We start from the raw sequence: 24,956 nt of genomic DNA on the forward strand, positions 1-24,956 counted from the left end.
TGATTCCACCTGTCTGCAAAACACTCCAGCTTTTTGCTGTCGCATCATCTTGCGCGAAAAACCGGTTCCCACTTTTTCGCACGATGCTCTAAGCCACCCGCCATGGCTGAAACTTCCCCCTCTCCTTCAAAGCTGCAGCGCCTGCTTCGCGGCAGCGGATATGCCGCGCTGATCATCGCTCTGGGCGCGGTCGCCGCGCTGGGCTTCCAGCCGCTGGCTCTTTGGCCCGCCATGTTGCTGGGCGTGGGAGGGCTGGTCTGGCTGGTGGCGCGGGCGCCTTCATGGCAGCGCGCCGCGCTGATCGGTTGGGTCTGGGGCGTGGGGCATTTTTCCGCCGGCAACAGCTGGATCGCCGCCGCCTTCACCTATCAGGCCAAGATGCCCGGCTGGCTGGGCGGCATCGCGGTGGTGCTGCTCTCGCTCTATCTGGCGGTGTTTCCGGCGCTGGCGGCTGGCGGGGCGTGGGTTTTTCGTCGCCAGCCTCTGGCGCTGGTGCCGGGGTTCGCTGCCTCATGGCTTCTCAGCGAGTGGCTGCGCTCTTGGCTGTTCACCGGCTTTGCGTGGAACCCGCTGGGCGTGGCGCTGATGGGCGATGGCAGCCATATCGGGCTGGCGGTGCTGCTGCCATGGTTGGGCACCTATGCGCTCTCCGGGCTGGCCGCCGGGCTGGCGGCGGCGATGGCGGTGGGCGTGATGCTCTGGCCTGCCCGTCGCCCGCAAGCCGCCGCGCTGATCGCCGTGCCTGCCGTGCTGACCGGCGGCGCGCTGCTCTGGCCTGCGCCTTCCCATCCGGCGGAGGGCCATATTCCCTATACGCTGGTGCAGCCCAACATCGAGCAGGAGGTTCTCAACGATCCTGCCAATTTCGAGCTGCAGTTCCAGCAGACCGCTCGCCTGTCCTTTCCGCTGCATGCCGCTGACCGCCGTATCCTGCTCTGGCCGGAATCGGGCGTGCCGGACTTTATGCGCGATGGCTATCCTTCGTGGTTCTATGACAGCACCGCTTATGGCGATCCCACGCTGGCCCGGCTGCGGCTGGGCCGGGTGGCGGGCATCAACAGTGTGCTGCTGACCGGCTCGGTCGATCTCGACATCAAGGGCAAGGTTGCCGAGAGCGGCCAGAATGTGATCACCGCGCTGGATGGTCATGGGCGCATCATCGGCAGCTATGCCAAGGCCCATCTGGTGCCTTACGGCGAATATCTGCCCATGCGCGAGATTCTGGAACCGCTGGGCCTCGCCCGGCTGGTGCCCGGAGAGATAGACTTTCGTCCCGGTCCCGGCCCGCGCACGATGGATCTGGCCGACCTCGGCAAGGCCGGGATGCAGATCTGTTACGAGATCATTTTTTCCGGGCAGGTTGTCGATCGCGATCATCGCCCGGACTATATCGTGAACCCCTCCAACGATGGCTGGTTCGGCGATTGGGGGCCGCCGCAACACCTCGCGCAGGCCCGTATGCGGGCGATTGAGGAAGGTCTGCCGGTGCTGCGCTCCACCACCAATGGGGTGAGCGCGGTGGTCGATGCCGATGGGGTGATCCGCCATGCCGCACCGCGCGGGGTGGGGGCCCGTTTCGATGGATTCGTGCCGCCTGCGCATGCTCCCACACTGTTTGCGCGGATGGGCAATACACTTCCGCTTGTCTGGGCCCTGCTTCTTCTTGGCGGCAGCGCTCTTGTGTTGCGGCGCAAGGAAGCGTAGGAAGGGGACATAAAGCTTCCTTTATATCGCAGGACGGTTATGCGCAGCGACTATCTCTTCACCTCTGAAAGCGTCTCCGAAGGGCATCCTGACAAGGTTGCCGACCAGATCAGCGATGCCATCGTCGACCTGTTCCTCTCGAAAGATCCCGAAGCGCGTATCGCCTGCGAAACGCTGACCACCACCCAGCTGGTGGTGCTGGCGGGCGAAATCCGCTGCAAGGGCATCTTCGAGAACGATGAATGGGCGCCGGGCGCTCAGGAAGAGATCGAGAAGACCGTGCGCGAGACGGTCAAGCGCATCGGCTATCAGCAGGATGGTTTCCACTGGGAGACCTTCGAGTTCATCAACCGCCTGCATGCCCAGTCGGCGCATATCGCTCAGGGCGTGGACGCGGGCGCGAACAAGGATGAGGGCGCGGGCGACCAGGGCATCATGTTCGGTTTCGCTTGTGACGAAACCCCCGATCTGATGCCCGCCACGCTGTATTACAGCCACAAGATCCTGCAGGCGCTGGCCGATGACCGCCACTCGGGCGCGGCTCCTTTCCTTGAGCCCGACGCCAAGAGCCAGGTGACCCTGCGCTTCGTGAACGGCGAGCCCGTGGCCGCCACCGCCATCGTCGTCTCGACCCAGCATGCCAAGGGCTATGACGAGGGCGAGAAGGCCGCCGAGCTGCAGGCCTATGTGAAGAAGACCGTCACCGGCATCCTGCCCGAGGGCTTCGTGTCGGACGCCACCGTCTGGCACATCAACCCCACCGGCAGCTTCGAGATCGGCGGCCCCGATGGTGACGCTGGCGTCACCGGTCGCAAGATCATCGTGGACACCTACGGCGGCGCGGCTCCGCATGGCGGCGGCGCTTTCTCGGGCAAGGACCCGACGAAGGTTGACCGTTCGGCGGCTTACGTGGCGCGTTATCTCGCCAAGAACGTGGTTGCCGCCGGCCTTGCCAAGCGCGTGACGATCCAGCTGGCCTATGCCATCGGCGTGTCGCGCCCGCTCTCGCTCTATGTCGACAGCCATGGCACCGGCACGGTGGACGATGCGGTGCTGGAAAAGGCCATCGCCAAGGTGGCAGAGGCTTCGCTGGGCGGTCTGACGCCGCGTGGCATCCGCACCGGTCTGGGCCTGAACAAGGCGATCTATCAGCCGAGCGCTGCTTACGGCCACTTCGGTCGTCAGGCCGAGGGCGATTTCTTCCCCTGGGAGCGCACCGATCTGGCCGATGCCCTGAAGGATGCCGTGGCCGAGGTGCCCGCGCTGGCCTGAGCCACCTTCCGGATCCGGAACAAGAGGGCGCGTCCGCAAGGGCGCGCCTTTTTTGTTGGCGCGCCGCGGGTTTGACCTGAATCATGGCACCGCTCCCGCTTTGGAGCATTTTACTGGCATGCGGCGGTTCTTCTTCGCCGCCGCGCCGGGAGACCCTCCATGCGCTCGATCCTTGTCCTTGCCGACCGCCGCCCTGACAGCGAGAACCGGCTGCAAGCGGCTCTGTCGCTGGCCCGCGCCAACAGCGGCCATCTCACCGTGCTGATCGACACGCCCGTGGCGCGCTATCTGGCGACCGATGCCATGGGCAGCGGCTATCTGGCCGCCGATATCGTGCGTGAGGCGGTCGACAGCGACGATGTCTTTGCCGAGGCGTTGCACAAGCGGCTGCTGAATGAGGATGTGCCCTATGACATCCTGCGCGCCGAGGACGAACCCGCAGATGCCATCGCCGAGGCGGCGCGGCTGAACGATGTGGTGGTGCTGTCGCGCGGGCAGCCTTTCGTGGGCGAGGTGGTGCTGCGCGGGGCCACGCCGGTGCTGGTGATGCCGCGCGACGGGGTGACGCTCTTGCCGCCGTCAGTGGTCTGTGTGGCCTGGGATGGGGGAGATGAGGCGGCTTCGGCGCTGCGTCTGGCGGTGCCGCTGCTGGCTCAGGCCGAGCGGGTGCATGTGCTGACCGTGGCGGAAAAGAGCGGCGGTTTTCCGGTCTGTGATGCGGTGAAATATCTGGCGCGCCATGGCGTGAAGGCCGAGGTCGTGGAAGTGGAGCGCTCCGCCTCGGTTGCCGTGACGCTGGATGCGGCGCTGGCGGAGCTGCAGGCCGATCTGCTGGTGATGGGGGCTTACGGTCATAGCCGCTTGCGCGAGTTCCTGCTGGGCGGCGTGACGCGCTATTTTCTGGAAGACAGCGCCGGGCCGACCTTGTTTCTGGCAAATTGAACCAAATTGGCTTTCAGATACGCTAGCTTTTAAACTTCCGGGATAAATTATCCCGGTTGTGGTCTGATTTCACGAATTGGAAAGCGGTTTCAATCTGAAAAAATCCTAAATGGTTTTCATATTTGAGGGAAAATCCCAAATCTCGGATTTTCACGATTTTTCCGAAAGCGATTTATCGATTAATATCAATGAAAAACAATAAGATGGAATTCATCGCTAAAAAATCACTCAATATCAATGGTTCGTGATAATTTTGCAATTGCGTGAATCGGCTGAGAAGACCATACGGAACAGGCCTTTCAGGCATCCTCTCCCAAAACTTCCATGGCCCGGCTGTTTCAGCTGGGCCTTTTTTTGTCCATCGCCCGCGTGGCGATGGCTTGGGCCTGTTCGCAGGCAAGGCGAGTCACCTTGTGGTGGCTTTTCGCAAGGCAGGCGATCCTCCCGACCCGGCAGCAAGAATCAAAGAAGCCAGCCGGCCTCGCTAAGCTCTTTTGAAATCAGAAATCTTGCGTGTTCTTTTGCACTGCAGCGCGATGCCGGATCCAAAAACCAAGGTGATGACGAATTCCGCGTAATCCGACCTAAAGTATAAGAAAGGGCGGCGTGTTTCGGGGGTGTTTCAGAAATTGTCATCGGCCACGTAGTTTTTCGCACTTGCACAAAATCCGGCCGAGGCGCATATAGGAACTGCCTTTCAGGCATCCTCTCCCAAAACTTTCACGGCCTGGCTGTTTCAGCTGGGCCTTTTTCTTTGCCAATCAACGTGCCAGTTTGGCGCGGCGTCGCGAGTCATGCGACGAACCGAGTTTGCAAGCCGATTTGGCTCGCGGATCAGGTGGTCATGCAGAGCGAATCGGGCTGATGCTCGCGCAGCCATTCCAGCATGGTCTCACGCATCGCCAGCCGCAGACCGCCCAGTGCATTGGGGTCGGTGGCGCTCATCACCAGCTTGATCTCGACAAAGCCGACCTTGGCCTCGGAGACCTGCAATTGCCCGGTGCGCTTGTCCCAATCCGGATGATCCCCCAGCGCCGTCAGATAGGCTGCGCGCATCGGCTCGATGGGGAAACCGGGGCGGATCGGCAAAACCACCGATCCGGTGATGCCGCCAACCCGTGTCCAGTTCTGGAAACTGGTGTCGAGAAACTTTGCGGTGGGGATGATCAGCCGCCGCTCGTCACCGGTCCGCATCACCACATAGCTCAGGCGGATGTCTTCCACCCTTCCGCTCTCGTTGTCCACCACCACATAGTCGCCGATGCGGATGGGTTGGGTGAGGGCAATCTGAATGCCCGCCACCAGCGATTTCAACGCAGGCTGGGCCGCAGCACCCATCGCCAGACCGATCAGACCCGCCGAGGCGATCAGCGTGGCGCCCACATGCCGCACCGCCGGAAAGCCCAGCAGAATCATCGCCACGGTGACAAAGATGATCACAAAGCCCAGCGAGCGCGACAGCAGTGTGATTCGCGTCGAGCGGCTGCGCGCAGTCATCTCGTCATCATGCGTCAGGATGCGCGCGCTGAGCAGCTCAGCGCCGGTCTTTACGCCAGCGTAAATCACCCATCCGGTGAGCGCGGGCACGATAAAACCCGCCACCGCCATCCAGATATGGCTGACCATGCGATCCGCATCGGCCGCAATCGACAGGCCCACCGCCACAAAGGACCAGCGGACCGATTGGTTAAATCCACTGGCCACCTCGGCCTCGGTGTGGCTTTGCGAGCGTCGCCCCAACCGCCGTAGCAGGGCAAACAGCACCGCATGAAGCGCCAGCGCCACCAGCACCGCGCTGCCCGCCGCCACGGTGGCGTGAGTGAGGCGGCCCGACCAGTGCATCACCTCGGAGGTGGAGGGCAACTGGTCAGGATCGAGCGCGCTGGTGGCCAGCGCAATGGGATGCAGGTCCAGAGGTTTGAGCGCGATGCGGGGGATCATGCCCGCGCCTCTGCCGCCCTCCGCCTGAAGCGCGGATGAAGCATCATCAGTGCGCCGCGCCCCAGCTTGGCCCCTTGCCGATTTCCACGCCCAGCGGCACGCCGATGGTGACGGAGGGCAGGGCGGCCTGTTCCATCACCTGACGGATCACCGCGCTGGCGGCCTCGACATCGCCCTCGGGCACTTCGAAGACCAGTTCGTCGTGGACTTGCAGAAGCATCTTCACGCCGGGCAGGCCCGCTTCGGCCAGCGCAGGCTCCATCTGGGCCATGGCGCGCTTGATGATGTCGGCGCAGGTGCCCTGAATCGGGGCGTTGATCGCGGCGCGCTCGCTGCCCTGACGTTCGGCCTGGTTCTTGGAACCAATACGCGGGAACCAGCATTTGCGGCCGAACAGCGTCTCCGAATAGCCCTTCTCACGCACGCTGGAGAGCGTGTCATGGATATAGCGCTGGATGCCGGGGAAGCGCTGGAAATAGGTGTCGATCATGCCCTGCGCTTCCTCGGGCGTGACGCCCAGGCGCGGAGCGAGGCCCCAGCGGCTGATGCCATAGAGGATGGCGAAGTTGATGGTTTTGGCACGCCCGCGCGTCTCGCGGTCGACATGGCCGAACAGCTCCTGAGCGGTGGCGGCGTGAATGTCCGCCCCTGCCGCGAAGGCCGCCTTCAGCTCGGGCACATCGGCCATATGCGCGGCCAGACGCAGTTCGATCTGGCTGTAGTCCGCCGAGAGAATCACATGGCCCGGATCGGCGACGAAACAGTCGCGAATCTGCCGCCCGATCTCGGTGCGGATCGGGATGTTCTGCAGATTGGGCTCGGTGGAGGAGAGGCGCCCGGTCTGCGCGCCCACCAGCGAATAGGAGGTGTGGACGCGGCCTGTGACGGGGCTGATCGCGGCCTGCAACGCCTCGGTGTAGGTCGAGCGCAGCTTGGAAAGCTGGCGCCATTCCAGCACCTTGCGTGCGATAGGCACGCCTTCGGCCTCCAGCTTTTCCAGCACCGACTGATCGGTGGAATATTGCCCGGTCTTGCCCTTCTTGCCGCCCTTCAGACCCATCTTGTCGAAGAGGATCTCGCCCAGCTGCTTGGGGCTGCCGATGGTGAAGGGCTGGCCGGCCAGCTCATGCACCTCACCCTCCAGCGCGCCGATGGCCTCGGCAAATTGCGAGGACAGGCCTGCCAGCTTGTCGCGATCCACCCGGATGCCGCGCCGCTCCATGCCCGCGACCACGGGGATCAGCGGGCGGTCGACACGCTCATAGATGCGCGTGGCCGATTCATGCGAGAGGCGGGGTTTCAGCAGGCGATGCAGGCGCCAGGTCACCTCGGCGTCCTCGGCGGCATATTGCGTGGCGCGGGCCAGCGGCACTTCGGCAAAGCTGATCGCCTTCTTGCCGGTGCCGCAGACCTCCTTGAAGGAGATGCAGGTGTGATCGAGATGGCGGCGTGCCAGCTCATCCATGCCATGGCCGCCGCCGATGCCGTCCTCGCTGCGTCCGGCGTCCATATCGAAGCTGATGACCATCGTGTCGTCGAGCGGCGCCACGGTGATGCCGAAACGCGCCAGCACGTTGAGATCGTACTTCGCGTTCTGGCCGACTTTCAGCACCGCATCGCTTTCCAGCAGCGGCTTAAGGCGGGCGAGGGCGGTATTGCGGTCGATCTGCTCGGGCTTTTCGGCGAACATATCGGTGCCGCCATGGCCCAGCGGAATGTAGCAAGCCTGACCCGCACCAATCGACAGGCTGACACCAACCAGATCGGCACCAATGGCATCCAGAGCGCTGGTCTCTGTGTCGAAGGCCACCACGCGGGCGGCGAAGCAACGCTCGATCCAGCTGTCCAAAGCCTCCAATGTGGTGACGCAATCGTAGCCCTCCACATTGATGGCGGGCAAAGCAGCGGGTGCCTGAGGGCCAGCCAGAGCAGCAGGGGCTGCCGAAGCATTCGCGGGTTTGGCGGGATGAAGCTGCGTCGCACGCTCCGGGCTGCCGCGTCCGCCATCCAGGCGCTTCAGCAGGCTGGAAAAGCCGTGTTCGCTCAAAAATGCGGCCAAAGGCTCGGGCGGGATCTGGCCCAGCTTGAAATCATCCAGCGGCATCGGCAGCGCCGCATCCTCCTTCAGCGCCACCAGCACGCGCGAGAGGCGTGCCATATCGGCCTGCTCGATCAGACTGTCGCGCAGCTTGCTGGCCTTCATCGTCGGTGCAGCGGCCAGAGCTGATTCGAGATCGCCATGTTCGACGATCAGTTTCGTGGCCGTTTTGGGGCCGATGCCGCGAATACCGGGCACGTTATCCACCGAATCGCCCATCAGCGCCAACACGTCACCGACCCTGTCGGGCGTTACACCGAATTTTTCCGCGACCTCCGGAAGGAAGATCCGCAGATTTTTCATCGTGTCGAGCATGTCGATCCGCGCGCCGCTTTGATGGTCGCCCACCAGCTGCATCAGATCCTTGTCGGAGGAGACGATCGTCACGTCCCAGCCCTGCGCCACGGCGGCGCGCGCGTAGGAGGCGATCAGATCGTCGGCTTCCAGCCCGGCTTCCTCGATGCAGGGCAGGCTGAAAGCGCGCGTCGCCTCCCGAATCAGCGGGAACTGGGGGACCAGATCTTCGGGCGGCGGCGGGCGGTTCGCCTTGTAATCGGGGTAGATGTCATTGCGGAAACTTTTGCTGCCCTTGTCCAGAATAACCGCCAAATGCGTGGGTCCATCGGCCTTGTGGAGGTCTTCGGCAAGTTTCCACAGCATGGTGGTGTAGCCATAGACCGCCCCCACCGGCACGCCCGCCGGATTGGTGAGCGGGGGCAGCCGGTGATAGGCGCGGAAGATGTAGGCCGACCCGTCCACCAGATAGAGATGGCAGCGGCTGCGCCCGTCAGTTGCGCAGTTTTCCGGCGCATTTTCAGCGAGGGGGAGGGTGGCGGGTGCTGTTTCTGGAAGGTTCATATCCTCCCCGTCATACCCCCTGTTGAGGCACACGAAAAGCCGCCTTCCGGGGGGGCTGTTCACCTTGTCTGTGGTTAAATTATCATGCTGCACCGCGACGAGTTGTCGTATCTCGACGCGACTAGCGCTTGCATCGCAAGCCCAAGGTGATTATCTGGCTGACGAAGTCTACTCCTGCGGTAGGCTTTCCGCACGGCGCTCCACCCCCAGTGGAGGGTGTCGCGCGTGGTCCACTCGCTGTTCAAGGAATACATCATGCGCAAGATCATTCTCGCCGCTGCCGTCGCTGGCGCCGCTCTGACCCTGTCGGCTTGCGGCAAGACCGAAGCTCCCGCCACCTCGGCTGAATCGGTTGACACCGTTGTTGACACCGCCGTGTCGGCTGACTCGGCTGCCTCGGTGGACGCCACCTCGGCTGCCTCGAGCAACTAATCTTTTCCGCGCCTTCGCGCGAAAGATTAGAAAAGATTGGGCGCGTGGAGAAATCCGCGCGCCTTTTCTTTTGCCCGGCGCCGGAGGGCGCGCATCAAATACCTGCTTTCCGGGCGCGTCAGGCGCCGCGCAGGGCCTGCCATTCCTCCCGCGTGATTTCCCAGATTTCGGTGAGGTGGCGCCCTGAGACGAAATCGCGCTCGCCCCGCCAGATGACCCGCATCCCTGTTTTCTCCGAAATGCGGCGTGAGGCGATGTTGCCCACCGCCTTGGGCACGCGCAGCACGGGCTTGCCCAGCACCTTGAACCAGAAGGCGGTGACGGTGTCGCAGGCCTCGCTCATCAGTCCCTGGCCCCAGAGATCAGGGTTAAGCCAGAAGCCGCGATTGTCCTTCTCGCCATCCTGAAGCGAAATGACGCCCACCAGCCTGTCAGGCGCGCTTTTCAGGCGGATCGACCAGTGCCAGGCCGCGCCGCTGGCCATGCGGGGCAGGACCACATTGCGGATAAAGGTTTCCGCGCCGTCCGCCGGATAGGGCCAGGGGATCAGCGGATTGAGAAATTCCACGATGCGCCAGTCAGGGAACTGCTCCTGCACCGCCGGAGCATCTTCGGCCACGACAGGCCGCAGCAGCAGGCGGGTGGTTTCCAGATATTGTGTCATCAGGCTGGTCTTCCAAAGGGGGCTGCACAACGAAAAAGGGCGCCGATGGTAACCACCGGCGCCCTTGCGACATAAAAAGATCGTTAAGGTTACCGCGCGATGCTGCTCGTGTGCATGCCGCCGTCACGCATGGCGGTCAGCTGTGGCTGATAGCCCTCGTAAACGGTGCGCGCGATGGAGGCGATGCGCGAATCGCGGCCCGGCTTGCTGCCCTGACCCGTCACATAGATCGCAATCGCGATGTTGCGCCCGTCCGCGGTGCGGATGATGCCCACATCGCTGGCGGTGTTGTTCAGCGTGCCGGTCTTGTGGCCGACAATGGCGTCATTGGGGATCAGCCCGCGAATGCGATGCGAGCCCGTGGCACAGCGGCTCATCGCCGAAAGCAGTACGGCGCGGCTGCCCGAGCTGAGCCACTGGCCCTGATAGAGCCCGGCCAGCAGCGTCGCCATGGCCTGAGGCGTGGTGCTGTCGCGCAGATCGATGGTGGTGGCCGGATTGACCAGCCCGTCATCGCGCACCAGCGTGGCGATGTCGCGGTCGATCCGCATGCCGCCGATGCCCGCCTTATGCAGCCAGCGATCCACAGCCCGCGGGCCGCCAATCGCCGCCAGCAGCGCGTCGGTGGCATGATTGTTGGAATGGATGATCGTCATGTCGATCAACTGCGTCGCCGAATAGATCGGTCCCTCACGCTGAGGCGCCGGACCCGAGCCGGGGCGCGAAGGCAGCGGCATCATGATCGGAAAACGGTCGGTCAGGTGGAATTTGCCCTGATCCACGCCATCAAGGAAGGTCGCGACAATGGCGACCTTGACCGTGCTGGCCATGGGAAAGGGCTGATCGCCCATCACCGAAATGCCCTTGCCGTTCGACAGATCGACCGCCGCTACGCCAATGCGCCCATGCGAAGCATTGGCCACGCTGGCCAACCGTGCCTCAAAGCCATTGCCATAAGGCACGACCGCACCGGGCGCTGCCGGAGCAGGGGCAGGCAGAACACCGCCGGGCAGCACCGTGCCGGGCGGCAGGCCGCCGGGCGGGGCGGGCTTGATTTGGAAAACGCGGTCAAAAGCGCGCTCAAGATCGTCGGCAGCGGCGGGCGGCGCGAAAAGCGCTCCGGCCAGCAGTGCCACACTCATCAGACGGAAACGAAGACTGCGCATGATTCTGCTTATGCCACAATGACCCTGCAATCGGGTTAACCTAACTGCCGGGGTTGATATAGAGTCACGCGATAAGGCGCGCGAAGGGTGCGATGAAGGGGGGAACCAAATAGAAGTTAAGGGAAAATGCGAGGGTGTTACACCCTCGCGCTCCCGAAACGTCTTCCGACGCCGGGGCAATGGCACCCGATCCGAATGCCCAGCCTATCCACCTGCGCGGGGAAATGCGCCGCAGGCAGGAATGTTCCTAGCACAGTGTTTTATGAAATCTCGCTGCCTGCGGCGCTGCGACGTGGCGCAAGGCCGAACCGAGGCACCCACGCTGACAAGTCATGGGAGCGCGAGGGGGTAACCCCCTCGCATTTCCTCTTTTTTCAGCCCCTCAGGCAAAACAAAACCCGAAGGGATTTCTCCCCCCGGGTCTCGTTCTTCAGACGTGAGAAGCGTGGACTTAGAAGTCCATGCCACCCATGCCGCCGCCCGGCATTGCGGGCATGGCGGGCTTGTCTTCGGGCTTCTCGACGATACCGGCTTCGGTCGTGATCAGCAGGCCGGCCACCGAGGCAGCGTTCTGCAGAGCCGTGCGCACAACCTTGGTCGGGTCGATCACGCCAGCGGCCAGCAGGTTCTCATAGACGTCGGTCGCGGCGTTGAAGCCGAGGGTCTCGTCGCCCTGATCCAGCAGCTTGCCGGCAACCAGCACGCCGTCCACGCCAGCGTTCTCGGCGATCTGCTTGATCGGGGCCGAGATCGCCTTGCGGACGATGTCCACGCCGCGGGTCTGGTCTTCGTTGGCGCCCTTCAGGCCTTCGAGAGCCTTGGTGGCGTACAGCAGAGCCGTACCGCCGCCGGGGACGATGCCCTCTTCAACGGCAGCGCGGGTGGCGTGCAGGGCATCGTCAACGCGATCCTTGCGCTCCTTGACCTCGACCTCGGTCGAACCGCCGACCTTGATGACGGCCACGCCGCCAGCCAGCTTGGCCAGACGCTCTTGCAGCTTCTCGCGGTCGTAGTCGCTGGTGGTGACTTCGATCTGAGCCTTGATCTGCTCGACGCGGCCCTTGATGTCCTCGGCAGCACCGTTGCCATCGACGATGGTGGTGTTGTCCTTGTCGATCGTGACCTTCTTGGCCTGGCCAAGCATGGTCAGGGTCACGGTTTCCAGCTTGATGCCCAGATCTTCCGAGATCATCTCGCCGGCGGTCAGCGTGGCGATGTCGCCCAGCATGGCCTTGCGGCGGTCGCCGAAACCGGGAGCCTTGACGGCGGCGATCTTCAGGCCGCCACGCAGCTTGTTGACGACCAGCGTGGCCAGAGCCTCACCCTCGATGTCCTCGGCGATGATCAGCAGGGGACGGCCCGACTGCACCACGGCTTCCAGAATGGGAAGCAGCGACTGAAGCGACGAGAGCTTCTTCTCGTGGATCAGGATGTAGGGGTTTTCCAGCTCGACAGTCATCTTGTCGGGATTGGTCACGAAGTAGGGCGACAGGTAGCCGCGGTCGAACTGCATGCCCTCGACGACGTCCAGCTCGAATTCGAGACCCTTGGCCTCTTCAACGGTGATGACGCCTTCCTTGCCGACCTTCTCCATGGCTTCGGCAATCTTCTCGCCGACTTCCACGTCGCCATTGGCCGAGATGATGCCGACCTGAGCGACCTGAGCCGAACCCGACACGGGCTTCGAACGCTCGGCCAGATCCTTGACGACAGCAGCAGCAGCCAGATCGATGCCGCGCTTCAGGTCCATGGGGTTGATGCCGGCGGCGACCGACTTCAGGCCTTCGCGCACGATGGCCTGAGCCAGCACGGTGGCGGTGGTGGTGCCGTCACCGGCCTTGTCGTTCGACTTGCTGGCGACTTCGCGCAGCATCTGCGCGCCCAGGTTCTCGAACTTGTCCTTCAGTTCGATTTCCTTGGCGACCGAAACGCCGTCCTTGGTGATGCGGGGGGCGCCGAAGCTCTTTTCGATCACCACGTTGCGGCCCTTGGGGCCCAGGGTCACCTTCACAGCGTCGGCAAGGGTGTCAACGCCCTTGAGGATACGTTCGCGCGCGTCGCGGCCGAACTTGACGTCCTTGGCAGCCATTTCTTTATCCTTTGAATATCGTGAGATTGGGAAATTCTAGGGGAGGCTGGTTCAGCCGATCACGCCCAGAATATCGCTTTCCTTCATGATCAGCAGGTCTTCGCCCGCGACCTTGATCTCGGTGCCCGACCACTTGCCGAACAGCACGCGGTCGCCAGCCTTGACGTCCAGCGGCGTCACGGTGCCGTTCTCGGCGCGGGCGCCCGAACCGACCGAAACCACGATACCCTCGGCGGGCTTTTCCTTGGCGCTGTCGGGGATGATGATGCCGCCGGCGGTCTTTTCCTCGGCTTCAACGCGACGGACCAGCACGCGGTCGTGCAGGGGACGGAAGGACATTGAGATACCTCTCTCAAGTGAGTGAACTTGTGTTTAGCACTCCCGGGTAGAGAGTGCCAATGAGCGGGATATGGGTCGCTGGTTCGGGGCCGTCAAGGGAGGGCATCGCAATTTTTAGGCGGCCCGAAACAAAGGCAGGGCCAAATGCTTTAGCGTGCCACTGTGAGCCGCAAGGTTTCCCTGCGACTCCAGCGGATCAGCAGCAGCGTGGCCACCACCGCCAGCCCGGTGGCCAGCCCGATCCATACACCCATGCCGCGCAAAGGTGTAAAAAACCCCAACACCACCGCCGTGCCGAAGCCCGGCAGCCAATAACCCAGCAGCGCGATCGTCATCGGCCAGCGCGTGTCCTGCAAACCACGCAAGGCCCCCTGAGCCACCGCCTGCGCCGCATCGACCAGCTGAAACGCCGCCGCGACAGACAGATACCGCACCGCCAGCGCCACCATCGCGGCATTGGCCACCGCCGTGGTATCGACATAGGCTGACAGAATGGTGACAGGCATGCCCAGCATCGCGCTCGAACTGATGCAGGCGATGCCCAGCCCGACGGCAATGGCGGCCCAGCCCGCGCGGCCCATCGCCGCCACATCACGCGCGCCGTAATGATAGCCCACGCGGATCGTCGCGGCCTGACCCAGACCCATCGGCAGCTGGAAGGTGAACGCCGCCACCTGAAGCGCCACGGCATGGGCGGCCAGTTCCAGCTCGCCGATGCGGCCCATCAGAAAGGCCGCGCCGCCGAACAGTCCGGCCTCAGCCAGCACGGTGGAGAAGATCGGCAGGCCCAGCTTGAGGATCTCCAGCAGGCGCGTGCTCTCAATCCGCCACCAGTGGCCCATGATGCGATAGCGGCGCAGGCGGCGGTCGCTCAGGATCACCAGCGCATAGGCCAGCAGCGTGATGCAGGCGGTAATCACGCTGGCGATGCCTGACCCGCTCAGCCCCAGCGCGGGCGCGCCCCAATGGCCGAACACCAGCGCGTAATTGCCCGCGGCATTGACCCCGATCGAGAGTGCCGTGATCGCCGTGGCGAACACCGGTCGGCCCAGCGTGGAGACGAAGGTTCGCAGCACATTGGCCGCCACCAGCGGCACCATCGCCCATTGGAGAATGCGCATGAACGCCCCGGCCTGCTCCGCCAGATGCGGCGGCTCGCCCGTGAGCTGGAAAAAGCGCGTACCCGCCATGCACAGCGCCATGCCCACCAGTCCGCAGGCCACAGACAGCCACAAGGCCATGCGCACCGAGCGCCTGACCTCGCGCACCGCATGGCGCCTGCGGCCCAACTCGGCAGCGATGATCGGGGCAACCGCACCCGTCAGCCCGCAAAAGCTCCAGGCCAGTAGGCCGAACAGGCTGACAGCCAAGGACGAGGTGGCCAGCTGGCTCTGCCCCAGTCGTGCGACGAAGATCACGTCGATGGCATAGACGGCCATTTGCAGCATGTTGGCCGCCGCCAAGGGCAGGGCCAGTTTCAGCGTTTCGCGCAGTTCTGTCCGGAAAGGGGAGGCGGTGGTCATTGTCGGGGCGATAGGCGGGAGGGGGAATGGGGTAAAGGACGTGAAGACAATAAATGCGAGGGTCATAACCCTCGCGCTCCCTTTAATGTCTTCGTCGCGCTTCGGGTTCGGCGATGGAGCTAAGGTCGCAGCGCCGCAGGCTTCGAATCTGGTGGCGCAGCCTGTGATCCAGGGATAGCCTGCCTGCGGCGCCTTATCTTGTGCAGGTGGAGAGGCTGGGCGCTCGGCTTCGGCGCCAACACCCTATCGCCGGGAGACGTTCTGGGAGCGCGAGGGGGTAACCCCCTCGCATTGTCCTTCTTCCTTCCCTAAACGGCGAAAATGCTCCTCCGCACCCCTGCCATTCTCTGTTCCGCACGCCCTCATGGCGAGATTGGCGTGATTGCGCGGCTGATGACGCCCGGACATGGCCTGACCACGGCCTATGTCTCAGGCGGCAGGGGCAGGGCGCTGCGCCCGGTGCTGATCCCGGGCAATGGGCTCGATTGCGAGTTGCGCGCGCGGATCGAGGGGCAGATGCCCGGCGCCAGGATCGAACTCACCCACAGCCGCGCGCCGTTTCTGGCCGAGCCGCTGCCTGCCGCCGCCATTGGCTGGGTCTGCGTGCTGACGGCCAGTGCTCTGCCAGAACGCCAGCCTTACCCGGCGCTGTATGAGGCGCTGGAGGCCCTGCTCGATGCCATCTGCTCGGCGCCGTCCGCCAGAGGTTGGGCGCCGGGGCTGATCGCCTATGAGGCGCTGATGCTGCGCGAGATGGGCTATGGCGCGCGTTTCGGCGCCGGTATGGACGGGCAACGCCTGCTGCTGGGCGGCGCGGAATGGGGCGCTGTGATGCAGGGTTTTGACCGGATTGGCGAGGCTCTGGCGCGCTATGTGCTTGCCGATCATCGCCACGATGTTATGGGAGCGCGCGAAAGGCTGCGCGAGCGGCTGGGCAAGATTGACAGCTAGGAAGGGACGATCCCTCTATGAAAATTGCGGTTTTCGCCGGTGACGGCATCGGTCCTGAAGTGACTCAGCAGGCGCTGCGCGTGCTTGAGGCGCTCGAACTGCCGGGGATCGAGCTGGAATTCGGCGATGTGGGCGGTGTCGCCTATCGCAATCAGGGGCATCCGCTGCCTGAAACCACGCTGGAGATCGCGCGCCGCGCGGACGGTATTCTGTTCGGCGCGGTGGGCGATTTCTCCTGCGATCATCTGGAGCGCGCGCTGCGTCCCGAGCAGGCCATTCTCGGCCTGCGCAAGGAGCTGACGCTGTTCGCCAACCTGCGCCCGGCCACGCTGTTTGCGGGCATGGAGGGCTTTTCGGCGCTGCGCCCCGAAGTCGCGCGTGAGATCGACCTGCTGATCGTGCGCGAGCTGAACGGCGACGTCTATTTCGGCGACAAGGGCACGCGCAAGCTTGAGGATGGCCGCCGTCAGGGCTGGGACATGATGTCCTATGCCGAGGATGAGGTGCGCCGCATCGCGCACACCGCTTTCCGCGCCGCGCAGGGCCGCAAGAAGAAGCTGTGCAGCGTGGACAAGGCCAATGTGCTGGAAACCAGCCAGCTGTGGCGCGACGTGGTGATCGAGGTTTCGGCCGAATACCCCGATGTCGAGCTGACCCATATGTATGTCGACAATGCCGCCATGCAGCTGGTGCGCAGCCCCGGCCAGTTCGATGTGGTGGTCACCGGCAATCTGTTTGGCGACATTCTGTCGGATCAGGCCAGCATGTGCGTGGGTTCGATCGGCCTGCTGGCTTCGGCCTCGCTGGGCGAGCGCCAGACGCAGTATGGCACGCTGGGCATGTATGAGCCGATCCACGGCAGCGCGCCCGACATCGCCGGCCAGAACAAGGCCAATCCGATGGCGACGATCCTCTCGCTCGCCATGCTGCTGCGCCACTCGCTGGGGCTGGCGCAGGCTGCCGACCGCGTCGAGGCCGCCGTGGCCAGGACGCTGGCCGATGGCATCCGCGGCGGCGATCTGGGCGGCACGGCGTCGACTTCGGACATCGGCGACGCCGTTCTGGCGCGCCTTTAACCTTTAACAGCATACACTGCACGAGAGCGGGACGTTTCCAAGGCGGCAGTTGACGTCCCGCCCCTCGATCAGGCACAGGCCAATCTCAATATATGACCCAAACCGATCTTTCCCCGTCCGCTTCCGCGCAGCGCTTGCAGCTGGCCATCGTTCTGCCCACGCTGAACGAGCGCAAGAACCTGCGCAAGCTGGTGGCACGCCTTGATGCCGCGCTGGTGGGCATCGGCTGGGAAGCCATCTTCGTCGATGACAACAGCCCCGACGGCACCGCCGATGAGGCACGCGCCATCAATCAGGAAGATCCGCGCATCCGCGTGATCCAGCGCATCGGCCGCCGTGGCCTTGCCAGCGCCGCGATCGAGGGCATGTGCTCCACCGCCGCGCCTGTGGTGGCGGTGATGGATGCCGATCATCAGCACGATCCCAATCTGCTGCCCGGCATGCTGGCCGCCATTGAAAGCGGCGACTATGACGTGGCCTATGCCAGCCGCTTCGCCGAGGGCGCCAGCACCGAGGCATGGGGCCGTCCGGACCGCGTGAAGGCCTCGGGCTTTGCCAATGCCATCGCCCGCAAGGTGACCGGCGTGGACCTCTCCGACCCGATGAGCGGCTATTTCATGCTGCGCGCCGAAACCCTGCGCGCGGATGCCGACAATCTTTCGGGCGTGGGCTTCAAGATCCTGCTCGATATCCTTGCCACTGTTGACGCACCTTTGCGCGTCAAGGAATTCCCCCTCAACTTCGCAGCTCGCGCAGAGGGCGAAAGCAAACTGGATCGCACCGTCGTGTTCGAATTCCTCGTCGGCCTTTATGACAAGTGGCTGGGCCACATCATCCCCACCCGCTTTGCGCTGTTCGGCACGGTGGGCGCGCTGGGCGTGCCGGTGCAGTTCGCCATGCTGTGGTTCGTGCTGCGCGTGGTGATGGATGAAAGGTTCGTCTATGGCCATTGGTCGGGCGGTGAAATCCGCTTCACCATCGCCAACACCATTGCCGCGCTGACGGCGATGACGTTCAACTTCGTGCTGAACAACGAGCTGACCTATGCCGACAAGCGCCTGCGCGGCCTGTTCCCGCTGCTGCGTGGCTGGGCCAAGTTCGCCCTGGCCTGTTCCTTCGGCATTCTGACCAACATCGGCAGCGCCGAGGCCCTGAAGCGCATGCATATCAACGATGTGATCGCCGTTCTGGTGGGCATCGTGCTGGCTTCGGTGTGGAATTTCGCGCTGAGTTCGAAGTTCGTCTGGGGTAAGTACGGCAACTGATCCTGCCGTTTTCTACCGGTCAGCAATTCTGAACGAGGCCTAACACCCGGCCTCACCCTGCGTTCAAGCAGATTCCGGCATAAGACCTCTGACAGGCGAATGGCTCGTCTGTCAGAGGAGTCTCCTGAGCAAGGAGGTATGCCGATGCGTCGCACCCGAAGCATCATGGCGCTTGCCGTCCTTGTCAGTTTGGTCGGCGGTGCCGCCACCGCCGGGATGAAAGGCAAGGACAGGCTGCCCGCAGAGGCGATCGCCAGCGATTCCGCCATCGCCGCGAGCCGCCCCTGGGTGCTTTACCCGGATCGTGAGGACCGCGCCCGTTTCCGTGCCTATGAAGTTCGCATCATGCGCGGCGAGAAGTTCTCACGCGTGGATATGAGACAGGATCAGACCCGCGGCGTCATCCGCTGAGGCGCAGGTGACAGGCGGGTCTGTCTGGGGGCCTGTGCCGGTTCCGTGATCGGGGCTTCAAGCTCGATGCGGAGCCGGTGCAGCGCCCGAGTTTTTGTTGCCGCAGGATGCCCGCCCTTATCTCCAGCTGTCCAGCCACATCCAGTGCTGGAAGCTCATGGCATCCTTCAGCGGCGCTGCGGTGAGGAGCGGCCAGAAATAGAGGCAGGTGCCCACCGCAAGCACCAGAGCGCCCAAAGCCGCCCAGCGCCCGTCACGCCCCGAACGCCACAAAGCATCCAGCATCAGCGCCAGCGCCGCCACCAGAAAGGTGCCCGGCAGCAGATAGTGGTAATAGAATTGCACCGGCTTGTTCGCCACCAGCCATAGCGACAGCGTGCCGATATAGGCCGCCACCGCCATCAGCGGCGCCGTTCGCCCCGCCGCATCGCGCCGCGCCATACCGGCATAGAGGCACCATCCCAGAGCCGGCAACCCGGCCAGCATGGTGAAGGGATTGCCGATCAGCATCACCCCGCGCTGGGCGCCATCGACCGGCTCATAGAGATACCAGATCGCCCGCTGATCGATCACCCATTGCCACCACACCGATTGATAGGGGTGATGCTTCACCACGCTCGATTGCAGGCGGGCCATCTCCAGATGCCAGTCGATCAGGCCGAAGACCGGCACCGGGTCCTTGTGCCACAGCATCCCCGGCACCCAGGTCAGGATATAGGCCACAAGAGGCATGACCAGCAGCCAGCCCAGCAGCTCCTTCGTCGGCACGCCGGGGGTGGGCGCCACCATCGTGCCACCGGTCCAGTTGCGCACGCTGGCCAGCAGCCGCGTGGCGATCAGCACGCCGATGATCAGCGCCACCAGCGGCAAGGCGCTCCATTTCGCGCCCAGCGAGAGGCCCAGCGCCACCCCCGCCACGCCCAGCCGCCAGCGCCGGGCAATGGGCGGCACGGCGCGGGGCAAAGCGGTGGCGGCGGCCAGCATCCACAGCGCCAGCATCGCCATCCCCGCCATCACCATATCTAGCATGGCAATGCGGCTCTGGATCAACCATGCGAAATCGCTGCCCAGCAGCACCATGCCCGCGATGGCGGCAAAGCGCTGGCCGCTGGCCCACCACATCATCCGCCCGAAGGCAAACAGCCCCAGCACGCCCATCAGGGCACTCGGCAGGCGCCAGACGAAAGGCGTGTCACCCCACCAGCCGATCGACCAGGCAATCAGGCTCTTGGCGAAGAGCGGATGCTCCGGATTGGCCTGCACCCCCTCCAGCATGGCTCTGGCGGCGGGCACATAATGCACCTCGTCGAAATAGAGCTTGGAAGGAATGCCCAGACGCCAGAACACCAGAACGGCAAACAGCCCCGTCAGCCCCACTTGCCACCACAAGGGATCGCGCGTGATGACCGGGGCAGGGATCGGCAGTCGGTTCATACACCCTTAGGCATATGGTTGCCGCCCCCCGCTGTCCACCCGGCCCATCGCCCCGACACACCGGCTGAACGTAACCTTATGATCTTTTACGCGACCTTCCGCCGGTCTTGCGGAGCCACGCGCGCAGGCTTAAAGCGCGGACCATGAAGCACAAGACTGGACAGGACCGCTCGCAGACCTCCACCTGGCGTCAGGCCACCCGCGCCGTACGCGGCGGCACCTGGCGCAGCGAGATGGGCGAGACCAGCGAGGCGATTTTCGTCAACTCGGGCTATTGCTACGAGGATGCCGAAACCCCCGCCGCGCGCTTTGCCGGGCAGGAACCGGGCATGACCTATGCCCGCACCCAGAACCCCACGGTGATGATGCTGGAAGAGCGCATCGCCCTGATGGAAGGCAGCGAAACCTGCCGCGTGCAGGCCAGCGGCATGTCCGCCATGAGCAGCGTGCTGCTCTCGCGCCTGTCGATGGGCGACCACCTCGTGATGGCCCGCGCGGCGTTTGGCCCCACCCTGTGGATCACGCAGAACCTGCTGCCCCGCTTCGGCATCGAGACCACGCTGGTCGATGGTCGCGATCTCGATGCGTGGAAGGACGCCATCCGCCCCAACACGAAGCTGTTCTTCTTCGAAACGCCCGCCAACCCGACGATGGATATCATCGATATCCGCGCCGTCAGCGACCTTGCGCATGAGCATGGCATCGAGGTGGCGGTGGACAATGCCTTCGCCTCCAGCGCCCTGCAGCGCCCGATGGACTTTGGCGCCGATGTGGTCGCCTACTCGGCCACCAAGCTGATGGACGGGCAGGGCCGCGTGCTGGCCGGCGCCGTCTGCGCCAGCCACGAGTGGATCAACAAATATCTGCTGCCCTATCAGCGCAACACCGGGCCCATTCTGGCGCCCTTCAACGCATGGGTGGTGCTGAAGGGGCTGGAAACGCTGGACCTGCGCGCCAATGCCCAGGCCCAGTCGGCGTTGACCGTGGCCAAGGCGCTGGAATCGCGCGTGCCTCGCATCCTCCACCCCGGCCTGCCCAGCCATCCCCAGCATGAGCTGGTGAAGAAGCAGATGAAGCTGGCCGGTTCGGTGTTCTCCTTCGAAATCGACGGCGGGCGTGAGCGGGCGATGGCGGTGCTGAACGCGCTGCAGCTGATCGATATCTCGAACAACATCGGGGACGCAAAGAGCCTGATGACTCACCCGGCTTCGACGACGCATTCCAGCATTTCGCCGGAAATCCGCGCAGCCATGGGCGTGAGCGAAGGGCTGCTGCGCATCAGCGTCGGGCTGGAAGATGTGCAGGATCTGATCGAGGATCTGGGTCAGGCTTTGGAGTCGGTCGGGATTTAAGAAGGAAGGATAGATGCGAGGGTGTTACACCCTCGCGCTCCCATTCATTGTCAGCCAAAGCGCTTCGGGTTTGGCCATAGGGCTAAGGTCGCTGCGCCGCAGGCTTTAAATGATGACAAGGCGCCCGGGCATTCCTGCCTGCGGCGCCTTTTCTGTGCCCGTGGAAAGGTTGCGCACCGCTGCGATGCCACCAACCTACATGTCGGGAGACGTTATGGGAGCGCGAGGGGGTAACCCCCTCGCATCTTCCTTCAAACCTTCTTCAATCCAGAACCACTGGCCTTCCACACTCCGCCAGCGAAATCGATAGAGCCTGAGCCGTCGTCACCAACCCGCAAGGCACATCCTGCCCGGTCAGATGCGTGAGATGGCTCGCCGCCACATCCGGGCGCGAGGCCGCATGTGCGATGGCCGCCATCATCGACCCTTCCTGCAACGTCATGCGCGGCAGACAGCAGGGGGCGATGCGGATATCGCCCGTCGCCGCCGAGGATGTTTCCATCAGAAACGCGCGCAGCAGCACCAGAGGCTTGCGGAAGTGGATGCCGAAGGCCTGCACCATCAGCATGGCGGCGGAGGCATCGTAGAGGCCGTGGACAGCCATGCGCCGGGCCGCGATCAGCAGCATGCGGGTGGTCTGGTCGCTGGGGGCGGGATGGGGCAGGATATGCGTCATGCCGTTGGGTTCGTTGATGTCCATGGCTGCTTGGCTCCACTGGCGAATGGCCGTCAGGGGACTCAAGCTAAAGCTATTAAGAATGAATCGCAATAACTCTTTCGCATCGGGCCATGCCTTTGGGCACTCGGCTCGTCGCAAGCCATGGTGAACCGGTGGACAAGATCCTTGCCAAGGCAGTTGTTTGCCGGGGCAAGTCAGGCTAACAAACCAGTATGAAAGAACTATTCCAGCATGCTGCGACGACCGATGGGGTCACCGTGCGAGTCGCGGTGAATTTCCTGCCGGAACAGTCGCGTATTGAGGCTGGGAAGTGGTTCTGGGTCTATCACATCCGGATCGAGAACGACTCGGATTCCACGCTGCAGCTGCTGACGCGCCACTGGCGGATCACCGATGGGCGCGGCGCGGTCAGCTTTGTCGATGGTGAGGGCGTTGTGGGCGAAACCCCGGTGCTGTCGCCGGGGCAAAGCCATGACTATGTTTCGGGCTGCCCGCTGGCCACGCCCAATGGCAGCATGGAAGGGCATTACACCTTCCGCCGTCAGGAAGACGAGGAAGAGCTGCGCGTGGCCATCCCGCACTTCCCCCTCGCGGCTCCGGCTACTGCGGGGTAAAGCCACAGTTGCTTGACGCGCGTGGCCTGTCGGTTCAACCACAGGCCATGAAGCGGACCCACTTGCCCCTTAATGCCCTGCGCGTGTTCGATGCGGCTGCGCGCCATCTTTCCTTCACCCGCGCGGCGGACGAGCTGGCGGTGACCCCGGCGGCGGTCGGCCAGCAGATTCGCGCGCTGGAGGATCTGCTGGGCGTGGTGCTGTTCCGCCGCACCGCCAAGGGTCTGGAGCTGACCGATGAGGCGCAGGCGGGCCTTGAGCCGCTGCGCGCCGGTTTCCTGCAGTTCGAGGATGCGGTGCAGGCGATGCAGGCGGGGCAATCGGCCCATGTCTACACGATTGCCGCGCCGCGCGATTTCTTCGCCGCATGGCTGGCGCCGCGTCTGGCCGCCTTCCGCGCCGCCAATCCCGAGGTGCGGGTGATGCTGGTCGACGGCGATTCGACCGATTTCACCGAGGCCAATCTCGATCTGGCGGTTCGCCTTGCTGAAGGCCCGGGCGACCTGGAAGGCGCTCTGCTGGGCGAGGCCAAGGTGGTCTCGGTCGGGCAGGGCGAGTGGATCGCATGGCCCGGCGACCCCAATCCTGCCGGTGAGCCGGGGGTGGAGCCCCTGCTGCATGTCGGCGATGCCGGTCAGGCTCTGGCAGCGGCGGCGGCGGGTATGGGCCGGGCGCGCGTGCCGCAGATTCTGGCGCAGGGCTGGCAGGATCTGGGCCGCATCGCCGCAGTCGGCGAGGTGGAGCCATCACGCCGCGCCTATTGGCTGGTGGCGCCCCTGCCGCAGTGGCGCCAGAAGAAGGTCAAGGCGCTGGTGGCGCATCTGACCGGCAACTGAGGTTCAGCCGGGCACCTTATCCATCATCCGCGCATTCGGCGTTCGGGCCTGCATCATGTCGCCGAGCTGGGTGCGCAGGCGGCGGTTTTCCGCGCGCAATTGAGTCAGCTCGGCCTGCTCGCGCATGGTGGCGGGGGAGGGCGCGCGAGGCCGCGTCTTCTTGACCATAAAGCCCGAGGCCAGCATCTGCCCCGCGCTGCGCAGCCATTGCCCCATCGCGCCCCACAGGCCTTCCGAGGGCTTGGCCGGGGCACGGTGACGCGGCAGCGGGCGGCTGATGTCCGGGCTTTGCATGATCGGCTGGGGCTGGGCCAGAGGTTCGGCATCCCCGGGCAGCGGCAGGGCGGGGGAGGCCGTGTCGCCGGGGTTGGCGTGGAGACAGGTTTCGGCGGGTGCCGGCGCCTGCTCTTCCCGCTCCTGCGCCATGGGTGCCGGTTCCGGGGCTTGTGTGGGCGGCGGTGAGTCCGGCAGCACCTCCACCATGTCCGACGAGGCGAAAGCATCGCTGCTTTGCGGGCAGGTAGCGGTGATCACCGTTACCTCATCGCTGGCCCGCTCAAGCAAGGGCGGGCCGTTCCTGCTTATCCTGAAGGTGATCGAGAGATGGGCCATGCATGGGGCCGAGTCTGGCGCCGACATCGGGCGCACGATGGCGCTGGTGATCTTCGGCGTTTCCAAAGGCTTGGTGGCAGCTTCGGCGGCCTGATCATCGGCAGGGCGCGCCGCCGCGGCGGGCTCGGCCTTGGTCCGTGACAGTTGCACTTGCCGCATCTCCGGCGCCAGAAAGCGGCCCCGCAGCGACAGGGAAGGCACGTCCGGCGCGGTGGACCTGACCACCAGCGGCGCGCGGGCGCCGAATTGCGCGGGTGTGGGGGCGGCATGGCCATTGCGGGCCAGCGCCGGGGCCATGGCGTCTTTGGCGCCGCGTTTGCGCCCGGAGCGGTGTTTGCGTGCGGCGTGGCGGTTCTTGGTACCCTGATTGCGGCTGGACATCGGGTTCATCTCCCCAGAAAGGAACCTGTCTGCTGAAACGCGCGTGATAAGGCTTCAAACAATCGCGCCGCCGGAGGTCGGGCAGTTAAAATTGTCCGGCGATAAATATCGTTTGCAAAAAGAGCGCTGTGAAATCCGGAAGATCGGCCCTCATGCCGATCGGCGGATCAAGGATGCGATGCGTCTGTCAGGGAAAATGGCACAGCCTACCCCGCCTTGCGAAGCGGCATCCATTCGGGATCGGAGAGAGTTGCAGAGGATTGCGCCCCGCCGGGCCTTTCGGGAAAGCGGAATTTGCACCGTTGTGGTGAAAATAT

The 24,956-nt window shown here is 64.2% G+C and carries 21 protein-coding genes; 11 read left to right on the forward strand and 10 right to left on the reverse strand.

The genetic code is table 11. The annotated features are described in order from the left end of the window. Positions 1 to 102: 102 nt before the first annotated feature. The 3 genes from lnt (at position 103) to HGK27_RS01465 (ending at position 3,918) form a co-directional block, all read left to right on the forward strand. On the forward strand, positions 103 to 1,704 hold the full coding sequence (lnt, locus tag HGK27_RS01455) for an apolipoprotein N-acyltransferase (protein ID WP_206238146.1): 1,602 nt from the start codon (positions 103 to 105) through the stop codon (positions 1,702 to 1,704). 39 nt (positions 1,705 to 1,743) lie between these two features. Beyond that, the gene (gene metK / locus HGK27_RS01460) at positions 1,744 to 2,976 is read left to right on the forward strand and encodes a methionine adenosyltransferase (RefSeq protein ID WP_206238148.1); all 1,233 of its coding nucleotides are present in this window, start codon (positions 1,744 to 1,746) and stop codon (positions 2,974 to 2,976) included. Between the two features lie 159 nt (positions 2,977 to 3,135). Continuing rightward, positions 3,136 to 3,918 (forward strand): universal stress protein, encoded by a 783-nt coding sequence (locus tag HGK27_RS01465; RefSeq protein ID WP_206238150.1) that lies wholly within the window; start codon positions 3,136 to 3,138, stop codon positions 3,916 to 3,918. Positions 3,919 to 4,752: 834 nt separating this feature from the next. Here the strand turns inward: HGK27_RS01465 and HGK27_RS01470 are convergent. Further along, a complete protein-coding gene (locus tag HGK27_RS01470; RefSeq protein WP_206238152.1) occupies positions 4,753 to 5,859 on the reverse strand; it encodes a mechanosensitive ion channel family protein in 1,107 nt (368 codons plus the stop codon). A gap of 46 nt (positions 5,860 to 5,905) precedes the next feature. Beyond that, positions 5,906 to 8,815, reverse strand: coding sequence for a DNA polymerase I (polA, locus tag HGK27_RS01475; protein ID WP_206238154.1), 2,910 nt, complete (start codon positions 8,813 to 8,815; stop codon positions 5,906 to 5,908). A 255-nt stretch (positions 8,816 to 9,070) separates the two neighbouring features. Between polA and HGK27_RS01480 the strand changes: the two genes are divergently transcribed. Then, a complete protein-coding gene (locus HGK27_RS01480) occupies positions 9,071 to 9,247 on the forward strand; it encodes a hypothetical protein (protein ID WP_157099171.1) in 177 nt (58 codons plus the stop codon). A 118-nt stretch (positions 9,248 to 9,365) separates the two neighbouring features. Here HGK27_RS01480 and HGK27_RS01485 read toward each other — a convergent pair whose 3' ends face one another. The 5 genes from HGK27_RS01485 to HGK27_RS01505 all read right to left on the reverse strand — a co-directional run bounded on the left by HGK27_RS01485 (position 9,366) and on the right by HGK27_RS01505 (position 15,028). After that, positions 9,366 to 9,911 carry a GNAT family N-acetyltransferase gene (locus tag HGK27_RS01485; protein ID WP_206238155.1) on the reverse strand — a complete coding sequence of 182 codons (546 nt, stop codon included), beginning with the start codon at positions 9,909 to 9,911 and terminating at the stop codon, positions 9,366 to 9,368. 89 nt (positions 9,912 to 10,000) lie between these two features. Beyond that, positions 10,001 to 11,077 carry a serine hydrolase gene (locus HGK27_RS01490; protein ID WP_206238157.1) on the reverse strand — a complete coding sequence of 359 codons (1,077 nt, stop codon included), beginning with the start codon at positions 11,075 to 11,077 and terminating at the stop codon, positions 10,001 to 10,003. Between the two features lie 451 nt (positions 11,078 to 11,528). Beyond that, a complete protein-coding gene (groL, locus tag HGK27_RS01495) occupies positions 11,529 to 13,166 on the reverse strand; it encodes a chaperonin GroEL (RefSeq protein ID WP_206238159.1) in 1,638 nt (545 codons plus the stop codon). A gap of 51 nt (positions 13,167 to 13,217) precedes the next feature. After that, the gene (gene groES / locus HGK27_RS01500) at positions 13,218 to 13,505 is read right to left on the reverse strand and encodes a co-chaperone GroES (protein WP_068093994.1); all 288 of its coding nucleotides are present in this window, start codon (positions 13,503 to 13,505) and stop codon (positions 13,218 to 13,220) included. 149 nt (positions 13,506 to 13,654) lie between these two features. Then, complete coding sequence (locus HGK27_RS01505) at positions 13,655 to 15,028, reverse strand: MATE family efflux transporter (RefSeq protein WP_206238161.1); 1,374 nt, start codon at positions 15,026 to 15,028, stop codon at positions 13,655 to 13,657. A 321-nt stretch (positions 15,029 to 15,349) separates the two neighbouring features. On the opposite strand from HGK27_RS01505, the gene recO reads away from it, so the two are divergent. The 4 genes from recO to HGK27_RS01525 all read left to right on the forward strand — a co-directional run bounded on the left by recO (position 15,350) and on the right by HGK27_RS01525 (position 18,731). Next, entirely contained in the window at positions 15,350 to 15,979 is a 630-nt protein-coding gene (gene recO / locus HGK27_RS01510; protein WP_206238162.1) for a DNA repair protein RecO, read from the forward strand. Between the two features lie 17 nt (positions 15,980 to 15,996). Then, positions 15,997 to 17,055 (forward strand): 3-isopropylmalate dehydrogenase, encoded by a 1,059-nt coding sequence (gene leuB, locus HGK27_RS01515; protein WP_206238164.1) that lies wholly within the window; start codon positions 15,997 to 15,999, stop codon positions 17,053 to 17,055. Between the two features lie 92 nt (positions 17,056 to 17,147). Further along, a complete protein-coding gene (locus tag HGK27_RS01520; protein WP_206238166.1) occupies positions 17,148 to 18,320 on the forward strand; it encodes a glycosyltransferase in 1,173 nt (390 codons plus the stop codon). Between the two features lie 144 nt (positions 18,321 to 18,464). After that, positions 18,465 to 18,731: a hypothetical protein gene (locus tag HGK27_RS01525; protein ID WP_206238167.1), complete on the forward strand. Its 267-nt coding sequence runs from the start codon at positions 18,465 to 18,467 to the stop codon at positions 18,729 to 18,731. A 117-nt stretch (positions 18,732 to 18,848) separates the two neighbouring features. Here the strand turns inward: HGK27_RS01525 and HGK27_RS01530 are convergent, their stop codons facing one another. After that, positions 18,849 to 20,165, reverse strand: a complete 1,317-nt coding sequence (locus HGK27_RS01530) for a phospholipid carrier-dependent glycosyltransferase (protein ID WP_206238173.1) — start codon at positions 20,163 to 20,165, stop codon at positions 18,849 to 18,851. 143 nt (positions 20,166 to 20,308) lie between these two features. On the opposite strand from HGK27_RS01530, the gene HGK27_RS01535 reads away from it, so the two are divergent. After that, the gene (locus HGK27_RS01535; RefSeq protein WP_206238175.1) at positions 20,309 to 21,517 is read left to right on the forward strand and encodes a trans-sulfuration enzyme family protein; all 1,209 of its coding nucleotides are present in this window, start codon (positions 20,309 to 20,311) and stop codon (positions 21,515 to 21,517) included. Positions 21,518 to 21,779: 262 nt separating this feature from the next. On the opposite strand, the gene HGK27_RS01540 is transcribed toward HGK27_RS01535, so the two are convergent. Further along, positions 21,780 to 22,217, reverse strand: coding sequence for a DUF6628 family protein (locus HGK27_RS01540; protein WP_206238177.1), 438 nt, complete (start codon positions 22,215 to 22,217; stop codon positions 21,780 to 21,782). Positions 22,218 to 22,408: 191 nt separating this feature from the next. On the opposite strand from HGK27_RS01540, the gene apaG reads away from it, so the two are divergent. Together apaG and HGK27_RS01550 are read left to right on the forward strand one after the other, a co-directional pair. Further along, positions 22,409 to 22,810 carry a Co2+/Mg2+ efflux protein ApaG gene (apaG, locus tag HGK27_RS01545; protein WP_068092023.1) on the forward strand — a complete coding sequence of 134 codons (402 nt, stop codon included), beginning with the start codon at positions 22,409 to 22,411 and terminating at the stop codon, positions 22,808 to 22,810. Positions 22,811 to 22,857: 47 nt separating this feature from the next. After that, complete coding sequence (locus HGK27_RS01550) at positions 22,858 to 23,646, forward strand: LysR family transcriptional regulator (RefSeq protein ID WP_206238179.1); 789 nt, start codon at positions 22,858 to 22,860, stop codon at positions 23,644 to 23,646. A 3-nt stretch (positions 23,647 to 23,649) separates the two neighbouring features. Here the strand turns inward: HGK27_RS01550 and HGK27_RS01555 are convergent, their stop codons facing one another. Then, the gene (locus HGK27_RS01555) at positions 23,650 to 24,639 is read right to left on the reverse strand and encodes a hypothetical protein (protein WP_206238181.1); all 990 of its coding nucleotides are present in this window, start codon (positions 24,637 to 24,639) and stop codon (positions 23,650 to 23,652) included. Positions 24,640 to 24,956: the final 317 nt, after the last annotated feature.

The organism is Novosphingobium terrae (genome assembly GCF_017163935.1).
In the GTDB taxonomy this organism is placed as follows: domain Bacteria; phylum Pseudomonadota; class Alphaproteobacteria; order Sphingomonadales; family Sphingomonadaceae; genus Novosphingobium; species Novosphingobium terrae.